Consider the following 14343-nt stretch of genomic DNA (forward strand, 5'->3'; position numbering starts at 1 on the left):
TGAACTGTTTGTGCAAAGTTTACGTTTTAATTTTTACGGATCAGCATTTATTCGTATTATTTTTATTTATTATTTTTTACACTTTATTTTTCACCCTGTGCTGACGTCCAATAGACAACGGCCATATCCGGAAAATGAAACACCAGTACCTACGCCAATTTACGCACTTCTGGTATGCTCTGTCATGCTTTATAGTGCTTTTTCTGCTTTCAGGCGCAAAAGCGCAAGCGCAGAACACTGTAGCTTTTACCGCCGACAACTGGAGTGGTTGCGGAGCAGTGTTCGTTCAATTTTTAAATCAGTCCAGCCCCGTCGGTTCAGCCTCCTGGGACTTCGGGGACGGAGGCGCAACATCCACATTATGGAATCCAACACGTTCTTTTAACCGACCTGGCAATTTCACAGTGACACTTACGGTTACTTTCCCCAACGGGCAGGTAAGTTCCACCCAACATGTGGTGAGTGTATACAATAAGCCGACGGTTGCTTTTGCTACCTCGCCGGTGACTAATTGTACGCCGCTGAATGTAACATTCACCGACCAGTCAACAGCCGGAGATGGCAGCATCTCGAGCATCAGCTGGGACTTCGGGGACGGTAACGGAGCTACCGGTTCTACTACCTCCCACACGTACGACAAGGGAGGCAGCATTGTGGCCACGTCAATTGTTACCAACAGTTTTGGCTGTACAAACAGCGGATCAACAACGCTGCAGATAAAGGCTAGCCCGCAGGTATCATTTACAAGCAACAACCAGGGAGGATGCCGTATACCAACGACTGTCAATTTTACCAATACTACCAGTGTAAATACAGTGGGCGCTCCACCGGCCATTAGCTATTTATGGGATTTTGGTGACGGGACTACCAGTACGGCCCAGCATCCAAGCCATGATTATACCGGCACAGGAACGTTTGACGTAAAACTGACGGCCACCACTGCAGACGGTTGTTCGCAAACCTATACTGCGCCAAGATATATCACCGTAACTACTGCCACAGCAAATTTTACCATTCAGCAGGCGTGTACCAATGCCAGTGCAACCTTCACCAACACGACGCTACCGGCTCCCGTATCTGCTACATGGACTTTCTCTGATGGTACTGTACAGAACTCAATAAACGCCGTAAAAAGCTTCACTGTAGCGGGGCCCTATTCCGTTACACTGAAATCTATCTCAGCGGATGGCTGTGAGGCTACCGTTACAAGGAACTTCACTATTTCAGCTCCGCCGACCATCAATTTCACCATGAACCCGACAGCCGCCTGCGCTGTGCCGGCCAATGTACGGTTCACCACTTCCGGCGCCGGCGCTACCAGCTGGGCATGGGATTTTGCAGATGGCACTACCAGCAACTTACAGAACCCCGTACACAGCTTCGCGGCAGAGGGTACCTACAATGTGAAAGTGATAGCTACAAGTGCCGGGGGATGTATAGATTCTGCCGTTAATTCAATTACCATAAAGAAGCCGACACTTGCCATCACCGGTACCAGCAGAGGTTGTATACCGCTGAATGCAACTTTCGGCACCACCATCGTAAGCCCTGACCCTGTAGTTTCATATCTGTGGGATTTTGGAGACGGTACCACTTCTACCGCTGCTACCCCATCACATGTGTACAATACGCAGGGCCGCTATACTGTCAACCTGACCATTACCACCCAGACAGGTTGTACACAGACAGCCACCTACGATGTAAGAGCCGGCAGTCCTATCAATGTTGACTTCACCGTCGATGCGACACAGGGTTGCCAGCCAACAATATTCAGGTTTACCGATCTCTCTACACCTGCTGTAGCCGGCCTGACATACCAGTGGACATTTGAGGAGAACGGTAGCGCTGCAGGCACTTCTGCGGTTAGAAATCCTACCTATGTTTTCAATACCATCGGTATGCACGATGTGACACTGACCGTTACCAATAATGGTTGCTCACGATCAGTGACGAAAACCGACTATATTGAAACACTTGCGCCGATAGCTGACTTCGCGATAGGCACTGTTGATTGCGCCAATCCTTTCGTGCGCGTATTTACTGATGAAACCAACTGGGGAACCGGCCCTGTTGGCACCTATTCATGGGACTTCGGCGATGGTACCACCGCTAATATACCGTCTCCTTCACATACCTATACTGCAGATGGTACTTACACTGTTGTGCTGAGCGTATCCAACGGTACCTGTACCTCCACTTTCTCGGCCATAGTAAGGGTGATCACACTAAAACCGGTGATCCACGCTACCCCGAATGTGCTTTGCCTGGGTACTTCTACATCACTCAGCGTAGATCCTTTCCCTCCCGGTACCATCACTTCCTTCAGATGGAATTTCGGAGATGGAAGAACCGGTAGCGGTACCAGCAGACCGGTGGTTACTTACAGAAATGCAGGCTCTTACGATGTTGTGTACACAGCCAATGACGTGAATGGTTGTCCGCACGTTTCCGATCCACTGAGAGTGGAGGTAAACGGTTCTGTATCAAATTTCACTATCGATCCGCGCCAGTGTAAAGACCAGCCGGTTACATTTAACGACCAGTCTACCACCCGCGCCGGCAATACGATCGTTTCCTGGACATTCGATTTTGGTGACGGTACAGCTCCGGTAGTTTATAATACCCAGCCACTGGGCATCACCCATACTTACAGCGTAACTGATACCTTCCAGGTAATACTCACAGTAGTGGACAACACAGGTTGTCAGGACACATCTATCCAGCAGGTTGTCATTCCCGACATCACAGCCGGCTTTAGCGCAAAAAGCAATATTGCCTGTCTGAATGTACCGTTCCAGTTTGATAACTCTTCTGTGACTGAGCCACTGACCTATGCATGGACATTCGGAGATGGCGGTACCAGCACAGACAGGGATCCGGCGCATATTTACACCGCACCCGGAACATATACTGTGACACTGGATATAACAAGCCCGAACGGTTGTACTGCTAACGTATCTGTAACTGACTTCCTGAAAGTGCCTAATCCGATCGCTGACTTTACCTTCCCGAATGTAGCGGGAGATATCTGTCCGCCGGTACAGGTACAGTTCACCAACCGCTCTACCGATTACGTGAAGACTTCATGGGATTTCGGAGACGGTAGCGCATCAGACGAAGACAATCCTTTACATAACTATATCAGGCCTGGCACCTTCCCTGTTACCTTAACGGTTTATTCTGAAGGTGGTTGCGCCAGCCCTGTTGCAGGACCGAAAGACATCGTCATAGCAGGTCCTGACGGTACCTTTACCGTAACGCCTCAATCAGGTTGCTGGCCGCTGACGGCTTCCATGACAGCTGTATCAGCCACTGCACAGCGCTTCATATGGGACTTCGGGGACGGTTATTCCGTACGTACCACCACTCCTGCTTCTCCATCCTATACTTACCAGAAAGAAGGGATATACTACCCGGTAGTATTGCTGGAAGATGCGCGTGGATGTACAGTACCTGCAGCAGGCAATCCGAAAATAACGGTAGACAGGATCACCCCTGCCTTCAGTGCAGATGTGACCCAGGCCTGCGATGGAGGAACCGTAGTATTCAGCGATTCCACCAAAGGCGTTTCTATGGCCGACAGCCTGGCCGCTACCTATGCATGGGACTTTGGTGTGTCTGGCCGCACAGACGACGTGTCCACCATTCCTAACCCGACTTTCATTTATACTGCACCGGGTACATATACCGTAACATTGACAACTACCAGCTATTATGGCTGCGTGAAGGATACCACCATGCAGATAGAGATAGAAGCAAAACCTGACGCCCAGATAGCGCCGGTTACACCTGTCTGCGTCGGTCAGCCGATACAGCTGGTGGGAACAGACACGAGGAACCTGCCAGGTACTACCTGGAACTGGACCGCCAACAATCAGCAATACAATGTACAGACACCGCCGGCCATTACTTATCCACAGGCAGGCACTTACCCGGCACAATTGATCATCACCACTGCCAGCGGCATCTGTAGCGATACCGCCACCCAGAATGTACAGATAATGGACTTCCCAACCCTGTCGCCAACGCCGGTTGCTGCCAGCATCTGCCGCGGCCAGTCTGTTACATTGCAGGCAAATACGCAGGCTGGTGTGGACATTACCTGGACAGACTATAACATTTCCGACGTCAAAAGTGCTTCTCCGGTTGTCACACCTGATATGGACACTACCTATCATATAGTAGTGGTGAACACCGCCGGTTGCAGCGCAGAAGGAGATGTGAAGGTAACCGTATCACAGCCATTCACCATGCAGGGCGTAAATGACGGGGATATCTGTCCGGGAGGAGCCGTACAGTTACATGCAGAAGGTGCAGTTAGTTATAAATGGATCCCCGCCACAGGCCTGAATAAGTCGGATATTGCCAACCCGCTGGCTACTCCCGATTCTACCATTACCTACCAGGTAGTAGGCTTCGGCAACGATAATTGCTTTACCGATACCTTGTCTGCCACCGTGACCGTACATCCTGCTCCTGTTGTGAATGCAGGTGCGGATATGGAAGTGCCGACCGGTACAGTGGTACAGTTACCGGTAACGGGCAGCAGCGATATTACACAAATAGAATGGTGGCCGGCCAACTCGCTGAGTTGCGTGGACTGCCTCACACCGATAGCTACACCAAGAGAAAACACCACCTATCATGTAAAAGTGACAAACGCTTATGGCTGTACCACCCTTGACGATGTTACCATCAGCCTGGTATGTTCATCGAGCGCTATCTTCCTGCCGAACACATTCACACCGAACAGTGACGGCGCAAACGACATCTTCTACATCAGGGGTAAGGGCGTAAAAACTGTCAAGTCTTTCAGGATATACAACCGTTGGGGCCAGCAGATATTTGAAAGGACCAACTTTAGTGTAGAAGATCCGGCATATGGATGGGATGGTCGTGTGAATGGCCAGCCAGTGAATCCGGACGTGTTCATTTACGTAGCAGAACTGGTTTGCGACTCAAACGAAACTTTCACCCTTAAAGGAAATGTAATGCTGGTCAGGTAAGCCATACCTGCCAGCATTCATCAAAACCATATGAATATTAAAAACTTGCCAGCATGAGAATGAATTGTAGAAACCTGTTAGTGGCACTGTGCCTGTGCGGCACACAATCACTGGTAGCACAGGATATACACCTGTCCCAGTTTTATGAAACTCCGATCTTACGTAATCCGGCCCTCATAGGGCTGTTTAATGGAGACTATCGTATCCAGGCCGTATACAGAAATCAATGGAACAGCGTTACCATACCATACCAGACAGGCGCATTAAGTGCCGAGATGAAGTTCCCGGTAGGAAGTAGTGAGGACTTCGTGACTGCCGGTATCCAGTTCACGTACGACAGGGCAGGCACTGCCCGCCTGCAGTCGGTACAGGCATTGCCGGCTGTCAATTACCACAAGTCCCTGAGCCAGGACAAAAGCATGTTCCTGTCGGTGGGCTTTACCGGTGGTATAGTGCAGCGCCAGTTCGATGCTACCAAACTGACCTTCAACAACCAATATACCGGCGGCCAATACGACCCTACGGCGCCTACAGGCGAAGAGGGCCGGCTGGCACTGCGCGGATATTCTTACCTGGACGCAGGCGCAGGTATCAGCTTCAATAGCACCCTCGGTGCAGATGAGCAGGTTACCTATTACCTGGGCGCCGCCCTGTTCCATTTTAACCGTCCAAAGCTGTCCTTCTTTAAGGATGCGACCATTGCCCTGGATCCCAAGTTCACCGTTAACGCGGGCATTACCTTCCCGCTGCAGGAAAGGCTGAAATTCATCGCCCAGTACAATGAGATCCACATGGGCGCCTATTCAGAATACCTGGGTGGTGCATTGCTGGGTTACAGCCTGTACGACGACGGACTGGAAAGTACAAGGGCATTTTATTTCGGCGCCTATATGCGTTATAAGGATGCGATCATCCCCTCTTTCCGTCTTGACATGGATAAATATGAGATCGGCGTAACATATGATGCGAATATCTCAAAGCTGAAGACAGCCAGCAACAGCTTCGGAGGTTTTGAAGTATCGCTGGTATTCAAAGGGTTCCGCAACGGAAGGAACAGTACGCTGGAAAGTATCCGCTGTCCAAGGTTCTGATTGTTGCACCAATTGTTATCTTTACATCTGACTTTAATCACGTAAACAGATAAACAGATGAACGTAACAGTTGGTGCAAAAGCTCCTGCTTTTTCCCTGGTAAATACAGAAAAGCAGAAAGTTTCCCTGGAGGACTTCAAAGGACAGAACCTGGTCATCCTATTTTTTCCAATGGCCTTTACCAGTGTCTGTACAGCAGAACTTTGCAGTATGAGGGACAATATAGCGACCTATAATAATCTGAATGCAGCCATAGTGGGTATATCGGTTGACTCGCCTTTCACATTGAATAAGTTCAAGGCAGAACAAAACCTGAATTTCCCGCTGCTGTCAGATTTTAACAAGGAAGCCTCCCAGGCCTACGGGGCTTTTTATGAGACATTTGTGCTGGATCTGAAAGGTGTGTCAAAAAGGGCAGCTTTCGTGGTGGATAAGGAAGGTACGATCAGATATGCGCAAGTGTTAGAAAGTGCCGGCGATCTGCCTGATTTTGAAGCTGTTAAGAATACGCTAAACAGCCTGCAATAAAAAATATCCGAAAGCGTTAATTTTTTTAAAAAACTAGTGGCAAGCCTTCCTTTTTGGCTTGCCATTTGTTATTTTTACGTAGGATGATATTGTGAAATAAATCGACTGATATTTGAAAAAATCTTTATCTTTACGGGTATGTGGAAAACCTCTACACTATTACTTACTTGCTTCCTTTGCCTGGCGTCCTTAGCAGGACGGGCACAAAGCGTCAAAACTTCTCCATTTTCCGATGGAGGTAGTAAGATCGTGAAGCTGTATCCCAACCCAGCTACCAGCAGGATTAATTTCGAAATCCAGAACAATAACGACCAAGGTTATGATCTTATTGTCTTTAATTTTCTGGGAAAAAGAATAGATCAGTTCAAAAATCTGAACACACGTACTACTGTTGAACTGGATAAATATTACAGTGGTGTATATATCTTCCAGTTGAGAGACCGTCAGGGCAACCTGGTGGAATCTGGCAAGTTCAATGTAGTCAAGTAATCATCAGGATATTTCCTTTAACTACTTATAGAAGAAAGGGGGCCGTTCAGCACGGTCCCCTTTTTTAATTCCTTCCATCATCCGGGTTAAGGCCCGGCTATAATTCTACAGCTTTCCGTGGCTGATGCGGCTTTTTCAGATCTTTCACCCTGGCCTATTGTACTTCTACAATGAGGAATTTCAGGTAGGTGGTATTTTCAATATTCCAAAGGATCGGGTGGTCCTGCGCCTGGGTCTGGAATGTTACCTGACGCAGTTTCTTTTTAGCATCCTTTGCGGCCATATCGATAATTTCCAGGAAAAGGGATGGCGGCACCAGGTTGGTACAGGAAGCCGTTACCAGGAATCCTCCCGGTTTCAGCAGTTTCATACCACGCAGGTTGATCTCCTTGTATCCTGTGATGGCCTTCTGGATATTCTCACGGCTTTTGGTAAATGCCGGCGGGTCCAGGATCACCACATCGAATTTCTTTTCTTCACGTGTCCATTGCTTCAATACATCAAATGCGTTGACTGCCTGGAACTTACATACATCATCCAGGTTGTTCAGGGTGGCGTTCCTGCGGGCGGTATTTACAGCATGTTCCGAAATATCCAGTCCCAGTACGCTTTTGGCCCCGTAGTGGCCCGCATGGCAGGAGAAGGTACCGGTATAGCAGAATGCTTCCAGTACGTCGGCGCCTTTCACAATATGCTGGATGGCACGGCGGTTATCCTGCTGATCCAGGAAATAACCCGTTTTCTGGCCATTTTCGATATCTACATGGAACTTCAGACCATTCTCATTGATGATCACATTGGTGTCAAAAGGGGCGCTTAAAAAGCCCTTTTGCTGCGGCAGTCCTTCCAGTTCACGTACCGGTACGTCATTACGCTCATAGATCCCCTTAGGTGAAAATATCCTGTTCAGTGCATCCACGATAGCGCCTTTCCAGCGGTCCATCCCCAATGCCAGCGTCTGCAGTACAAAATGGTCGTTGAACTTATCGATCACCAGCGCCGGCATTTCATCCGCCTCTCCGAACACCAGGCGGCAGTTTTCCACATAGCCCAGCTGCTGGCGGTATTTCCATGCCTTCAGCAGACGGCGGTAGAAGAATTCAGCGTCGATCTGCTCGTCTTTGTCGCGTGTAAGCAAACGCACCAGTATCTGGGACTGAGGGTTGATATATCCCCTGCCGATGAAAAAGCCCTGATGTGTAAATACATCCACCGTATCGCCAGCGGTCACCGGTCCATCAATTGTTCCCACTTCGTTACCAAATACCCATGGATGGCCCTGCAGCACACGGTTTTGTATCTTTTTCTTTAAAAAAACTTTGGTCATTGCAATTTTTTCCAGGCTGCAAAGGTAAGGCAATTACAGATTAGGATGGGGAATTTAGGGTCGGGATAGCCTTCAGATAGTGTGGAGATCCGGTGGAACCTCCTACTTACAGGCACTCTGCTATAGCATTATAGGCACTGTTCTATAGCGAACGCTATAGAATAGTAGGACAAATGCAGGCCCATAGCGCCTACAGGTAGGGAACTGCTATATAGCCGAAGCGAAGACGAAGCGAATACCTGACGAAACAAGGGCGAAGTCAGGACGGCCTCCCGGGCATCATCAGCCTTGTGTCAATTTGTCTTTTCTTTCCATCTTGGCAAGTTAATTGTCTGACGTACCTTTGCAGACAATATTACTTCATAAAAGAAAACGTAAAAGATATGCAGACAAACGGACAGGACACCGAAAATGGTAAAGGCATGCCGGATATTAATGCTGATGAGAACCTGAGCGGCACCACACACCTCAACGATGCCTTGGCGGATGAAAGCGAACTGGACAAGAAACAACAGGAGCTCAATGAAATGAGGGATAAATACCTTCGCCTGGTTGCGGAGTTTGACAATTTCAAGAAGCGTACGGCCAAAGAACGTATTGAACTGATGCAAACGGCCAGCAAGGAAGTGATCATTTCCTTACTGGATGTACTGGATGATAGCGAACGTGCAGCCAAACAGTTAGAAAATGCTACCGACATTAATGCCGTAAAAGATGGCGTTGCGCTGGTTTTCAATAAATTAAAATCGACCCTGCAAGCCAAGGGCCTTAAACCTATGGAGAGTTTGCACACCGAGTTTAATCCTGATCTACACGATGCCATCACTGAGATTCCCGCACCCTCAGAAGAGTTGAAAGGAAAGGTAATTGACGATATGCAGAAGGGGTACTACCTGAATGACAAATTGATACGTCATGCCAAGGTTATAGTAGGGAAATAAGTGACGTTCTGACAGAAATGCTTTCATTAACCATGCCGGCAATTTGCCGGCCTTAGTGTGATATATGTCTACCAAAAGAGATTACTACGAAATACTGGGTATTGCCAAGTCTGCCTCGCAGGATGAAATAAAAAAGGCCTACCGCAAGGTGGCGATGCAATACCATCCTGACAGAAACCCCGACAACAAGGAAGCGGAGGAGAAATTCAAGGAGGCAGCAGAAGCCTATGAAGTGCTGAGTGATGCCGATAAGCGGGCCCAATATGACCGTTTCGGACATGCTGGTGTAGGAGGCCGCGGAGGCTTCAATGGCGGCGGTATGAACATGGATGATATCTTCTCCAACTTTGGGGACATCTTCGGTGACGATATCTTCGGCAGCTTCTTTGGTGGCAACCGCGGCGGCGGTGGTGGCGGCAGGCGCGGCAGAGGAACCCGTGGTTCCAATCTGCGCATCAAGATCCGTCTTACATATGAGGAGATCGCGAAAGGCGCCAACAAAAAGATCAAGGTTAAAAAATATGTTCCCTGCAACCACTGTGGCGGCATGGGAGCCAAAGATAAAAATGCGTTCCAGACCTGCGGCACCTGTGGTGGTTCCGGCCAGGTAAGGAAGGTAACCCAGACCTTCCTGGGCCAGATGCAGACGGTAACTACCTGCCCTACCTGCCATGGCGAAGGACAGACCATTACCAGCAAATGCGGCCACTGTAAAGGTGAAGGACGCGTTTACGGCGAAGAAATGGTAAGCATCGACATCCCGGCAGGTGTACAGGAAGGTATGCAACTGAGCATGAGTGGAAAAGGTAATGCCGGCGAAAGAGGCGGCGCTCCCGGCGATCTGCTTATACTCATTGAAGAAGAACCACATCCTGAACTGCAACGCGATGGCCTGAATGTAGCCTATGACCTCTACATCTCCTTCCCTGATGCAGTATTTGGCACCTCTGTGGAAGTACCTACCATCGACGGCAAAGCCAAGATCAAAATACCAGCCGGTACACAGAGCGGAAAGATCTTCCGCCTGAAAGGTAAAGGATTCCCTTCCGTCAACTCTTATGAGAAAGGAGATCAGCTGATACACGTCAATGTCTGGACCCCTCAGCAGGTGAGCAGCGAAGAAAAGGCTTTCCTGGAAAAGATCCAGTCGTCCGACAACTTCAAGCCAAACCCGGAAAAGTCCGAAAAAGGCTTCTTCGAAAAGGTAAGGGATATCTTCAGCTAATACCCAGCCGCTCCCGTCCGTCATTCGCCGGCAGCATGAGTAACTGGTACCAACAAAGCGTACGATCAACGTTTCCAATATAAGAAGGCTGTCCGCCATAGGCGAACAGCCTTTTGTCTTTCTTACTTTTATATTTTTTACTTTTACAGGTTACATGTTCGATCCGTCAAAACTTCAGATGCTGGAAAACCGCCTGGTAAAGGTGTTCAAACACCTGCGCAAAACAGCGCGCCGGCAAAATATTACCTGCTACAGGGTGTACGATGATGATATTCCTGAATTTCCCTTCAGTATAGAATTATATGAAGACCACATCTATGTGGCGGAATACCAGCGCCAGCATGGCATGGAAGAAGAAGAACATGAAAACTGGCTGGATAGCAGCCTCGGGGTAATATCCAGGGTGCTGGAAGTACCCCTGGAAAAGATATTCGTAAAGCAACGCCAGCGCAAGGCCAGCAGGCAGGAGCAATATGAGAAACTGTCTTTCGAAAGCCATGAAATGACCGTACAGGAAGCCGGCCTTTCCTTCAAGGTAAACCTGTCCGACTACCTGGACACCGGTCTCTTCCTCGACCACCGTATTACCCGGGGTATGGTCAGAGATGCCGCAGCAGGCAAAAAGGTGCTGAACCTTTTCTGCTATACCGGCTCTTTTTCTGTTTATGCTGCTGCTGGTGGTGCCTCACAGGTCACCTCCGTAGATCTTTCCAAGACCTACCTGGCCTGGGCAGAAGAAAATATGCGCCTGAACGGCTTTGATGTAGCAAAACACCGCTTTGTTCATGCTGATGTACTGCAATACCTGGACACCCTTCCTGAAGAAGAATTTGACCTGGTAGTGCTCGACCCGCCTACCTTCTCTAACAGTAAACGTATGAAAGAGTTCCTGGACATCCAGCGGGACCACGTCTCCATACTGAACAAGGTACTGAGCGCTACAAAGCCGGGCGGCGTCATTTACTTCAGTAATAATTACCGCCGTTTTGTACTGGACAGCGACCGTATACTGGCGGCTGAAATAAAGGACATAACGGCGCAGACAATGCCGTTCGATTTCCAGCAGAAGCTGATCAGGAAATGTTATAAGATCACGCGATGAGGGGTTAATCTTCTATTTTCTTCGATTTCCTGAGCTCTCTCAGCAGGGCAATGAATTCCCTGCGATAACCGCCCGGATCATCTTCCAGCGAGTGTTTGGCAATGTCCAGCACCATATTGCAGGAGCCATTACCCTTATAGGCAGATTTCCTGAGCAGCATCCCCATCAGGGCCACGGCACTGGCAAACCTGAAATCGCCGGAGGCGTCCCTGAATGCTGTCAGATCGCCCGGTACCCGGTAATGCAGGTATTTCATGGTGGTATCTATTGCTTCCCGGTACCCCAGCTGAATGGTAGCCAGCGAGCTGTCTCCTTCCATCTTTCCATTTTGCGGAACGATCTCATACATAGCCACTGCGCAATGCCCTGCCCCAATAATTCCTCCGGAGATCTTGTCGGTTACAGAATCTTCATCCTTTATTACTTTATTCTCATAACCGATCAACCTGTAAGACTTCACTGTACGCGCATTAAAAAGCACATCAGCCTGCACATCTTTTGCCACTGTAAACAAGGTACTGCCAAATTCCCGGGCGAAGATCTTATTCGCTTCTTCCAGGTTGTCTATATAGGCAAAATTGCCATTCCCTTTACTGGACAAGGTCTCTAGTTTGGAATCCTTATAGTTCTTCATGCCGAAACCCAGGCAGGTGAGCAGTACGCCTGTCTCCTTTTTACCCAGTATGAGCTGTTCCATATCATAATCGCTCGTCTGCCCCACGTTAAAATCCCCGTCTGTTGCCATGATCACCCGGTTGTTGCCGTCTTTAATGAAATTCTCTTCCGCTATCTTGTACGCCAGCTTAATGGCCGCCTCCCCTGCTGTGGCCCCGCCTGCACTGAGATTGTCAATGGCGTTCAGGATCTTCGCCTTCTGATCGCCGGGAGTACTGGGCAGAATGATACCTGGCGTACCGGCATAGGCTACAATCGCTACATGGTCATTGCTGCGCAGGTTATTGACCAGGATGCGAAAGGCGGCCTGTAACAAGGGCAGCTTATTCGGTAAGGACATCGACCCGGAAACATCTATCAGGAAAACGAGGTTGCTGGGCGGCAGACTATCGAGGTTGACGGCCTTGCCCCGCACCGCTATCTGTAACAAACGGTGCTCGGGCGCCCAGGGGCAGGTGGCATAATGACTGTAGATCACCAATGTCTGGCCGGGAGGAGGTAGTGAATAATGATAATGGAAGTAGTTCATCATCTCCTCGATACGAACAGCGTTGACCGGAATCTTCTCCTTTAGCTTTACGAAACGCCGGATGTTGCTATAGGCAGCCCTGTCCACATCTACGGCGAACATCGAAGCATTCTTTATATCAGTTTCGACAAACTTATTCTCGTATAGTGTCCCATAGGTCTCATCAAAGAAGGCACGGGTTCCCATGGCAGAATTGCCATAATTGGGATTAGAGCCATTGGAAGAACGTTCCCGGGCAATGGCTTTGGCCTTTTTAGCCACATCATCCTGGACCTCTTCCCTGCTGCTCAACTGAACAAGCATACGACTGTATACCCCCGCAGACAAGCGCTTCGGGAAGTATTTGTTATGGTGAAATAAAAGTATCGCGTCCTGAGAGGGCACCGCAATGCGAAAAAGTCCGTACTGGTTCGTAATAACCCTGGCGGTATCATTGTTTACTGTGACGATCACTCCCTGCAGTGGACTGTGGGAGATGCTGTCTTCGACTGCCCCTGAAATCCATATCTTCTGAGCTCTCCCAGGTACAAGGATAATTAAGCCGACAAGCAGCATAAGGAGCCTTTGCATCAGTTTTGCATCAGTTATACATAAATATAATAAAAACGGAAAAAGGAAGGGAGGAATTGTGAAAGAACGAACACAAAGCCAGTACTGACAGGCTATTACGATTTCTATTTGGACCGGCAGATCTGCCTCGTTGGAGCACCGTGTCTATAGTCCGGTGTAACAATTCCGGGGCCTGTGTTGATAATCAGGAAGCCGGGGGCATGCCATTACGCCCCGACGGGGTTCAATAACAACGCCCTGTTTAATCAGATCCGATTAAACAGGGCGTATCATCCCGGAACTATATCCGGGATCATATGATGATGATCTGATTATTCCACCAGTTTGTATATCTCTGGCAGGTTGCGTCCCAGGCCATCATAATCCAGTCCGTATCCCAGCAGGAATTTATTGGGCACGGAAAAACCCAGGTAATCGATGTTGATAGGATGCTGCATTGCTTCCGGTTTGGTAAGCAGGGCGGCCACCATCAGTTTTTTAGGCTGCTGATGCTCCAGCTGCGGCAGGAACTGGCTCAGGGTCTTGCCGGTATCTACAATGTCTTCCAGGATAACCACGGTCCGGCCATACAGGTCTTCATCGAGACCAATGGCCTGCACTACATTACCAGTAGATTTCATGCCCTTGTAAGAGGCCAGTTTAATGAAAGATATTTCCGCCTCGATGGTGAGGTACTTAAAAACATCTGCAGCAAACATAAAAGAGCCATTCAGAATAGCGATGAATAGAGGCTTTTCTCCCTTCAGATCATTATTGAGGGCAGTGGCCAGTTCCCTGATGCGCTCCTGTAACTTTTCAGCGCTGATGTATGGTTCGAACTGTTTATCGTGTACCCGGATAACAGACATGCGATTCGTTTT

The 14343-nt window shown here is 49.0% G+C and carries 10 protein-coding genes; 7 read left to right on the top strand and 3 right to left on the bottom strand.

Going from position 1 to position 14343, the window contains the following annotated elements:
- Positions 1-134: 134 nt before the first annotated feature.
- From MYF79_RS30190 to MYF79_RS30205, 4 genes are all read left to right on the top strand, one after another.
- On the top strand, positions 135-5006 hold the full coding sequence (locus tag MYF79_RS30190; protein WP_317233101.1) for a PKD domain-containing protein: 4872 nt from the start codon (positions 135-137) through the stop codon (positions 5004-5006).
- A 53-nt stretch (positions 5007-5059) separates the two neighbouring features.
- Positions 5060-6097: a PorP/SprF family type IX secretion system membrane protein gene (locus tag MYF79_RS30195; RefSeq protein ID WP_247811561.1), complete on the top strand. Its 1038-nt coding sequence runs from the start codon at positions 5060-5062 to the stop codon at positions 6095-6097.
- Between the two features lie 57 nt (positions 6098-6154).
- A complete protein-coding gene (locus MYF79_RS30200; RefSeq protein WP_247811562.1) occupies positions 6155-6625 on the top strand; it encodes a redoxin domain-containing protein in 471 nt (156 codons plus the stop codon).
- 138 nt (positions 6626-6763) lie between these two features.
- Positions 6764-7114, top strand: a complete 351-nt coding sequence (locus MYF79_RS30205; protein WP_247811563.1) for a T9SS type A sorting domain-containing protein — start codon at positions 6764-6766, stop codon at positions 7112-7114.
- Positions 7115-7268: 154 nt separating this feature from the next.
- Here the strand turns inward: MYF79_RS30205 and MYF79_RS30210 are convergent, their stop codons facing one another.
- On the bottom strand, positions 7269-8441 hold the full coding sequence (locus MYF79_RS30210) for a class I SAM-dependent rRNA methyltransferase (RefSeq protein ID WP_247811564.1): 1173 nt from the start codon (positions 8439-8441) through the stop codon (positions 7269-7271).
- 383 nt (positions 8442-8824) lie between these two features.
- On the opposite strand from MYF79_RS30210, the gene MYF79_RS30215 reads away from it, so the two are divergent.
- The 3 genes from MYF79_RS30215 (at position 8825) to MYF79_RS30225 (ending at position 11709) form a co-directional block, all read left to right on the top strand.
- The gene (locus MYF79_RS30215) at positions 8825-9382 is read left to right on the top strand and encodes a nucleotide exchange factor GrpE (protein WP_247811565.1); all 558 of its coding nucleotides are present in this window, start codon (positions 8825-8827) and stop codon (positions 9380-9382) included.
- A gap of 64 nt (positions 9383-9446) precedes the next feature.
- The gene (gene dnaJ, locus MYF79_RS30220; RefSeq protein ID WP_199653221.1) at positions 9447-10607 is read left to right on the top strand and encodes a molecular chaperone DnaJ; all 1161 of its coding nucleotides are present in this window, start codon (positions 9447-9449) and stop codon (positions 10605-10607) included.
- 154 nt (positions 10608-10761) lie between these two features.
- Positions 10762-11709, top strand: a complete 948-nt coding sequence (locus MYF79_RS30225) for a class I SAM-dependent methyltransferase (RefSeq protein ID WP_247811566.1) — start codon at positions 10762-10764, stop codon at positions 11707-11709.
- 4 nt (positions 11710-11713) lie between these two features.
- Here MYF79_RS30225 and MYF79_RS30230 read toward each other — a convergent pair whose 3' ends face one another.
- Together MYF79_RS30230 and hpt are read right to left on the bottom strand one after the other, a co-directional pair.
- Positions 11714-13483 carry a vWA domain-containing protein gene (locus MYF79_RS30230; protein ID WP_247811567.1) on the bottom strand — a complete coding sequence of 590 codons (1770 nt, stop codon included), beginning with the start codon at positions 13481-13483 and terminating at the stop codon, positions 11714-11716.
- Between the two features lie 311 nt (positions 13484-13794).
- The gene (gene hpt / locus MYF79_RS30235) at positions 13795-14331 is read right to left on the bottom strand and encodes a hypoxanthine phosphoribosyltransferase (protein WP_247811568.1); all 537 of its coding nucleotides are present in this window, start codon (positions 14329-14331) and stop codon (positions 13795-13797) included.
- Positions 14332-14343 lie beyond the last annotated feature (12 nt).

The sequence above is a fragment of the Chitinophaga filiformis genome, assembly GCF_023100805.1.
GTDB classification, from domain to species: domain Bacteria; phylum Bacteroidota; class Bacteroidia; order Chitinophagales; family Chitinophagaceae; genus Chitinophaga; species Chitinophaga filiformis_B.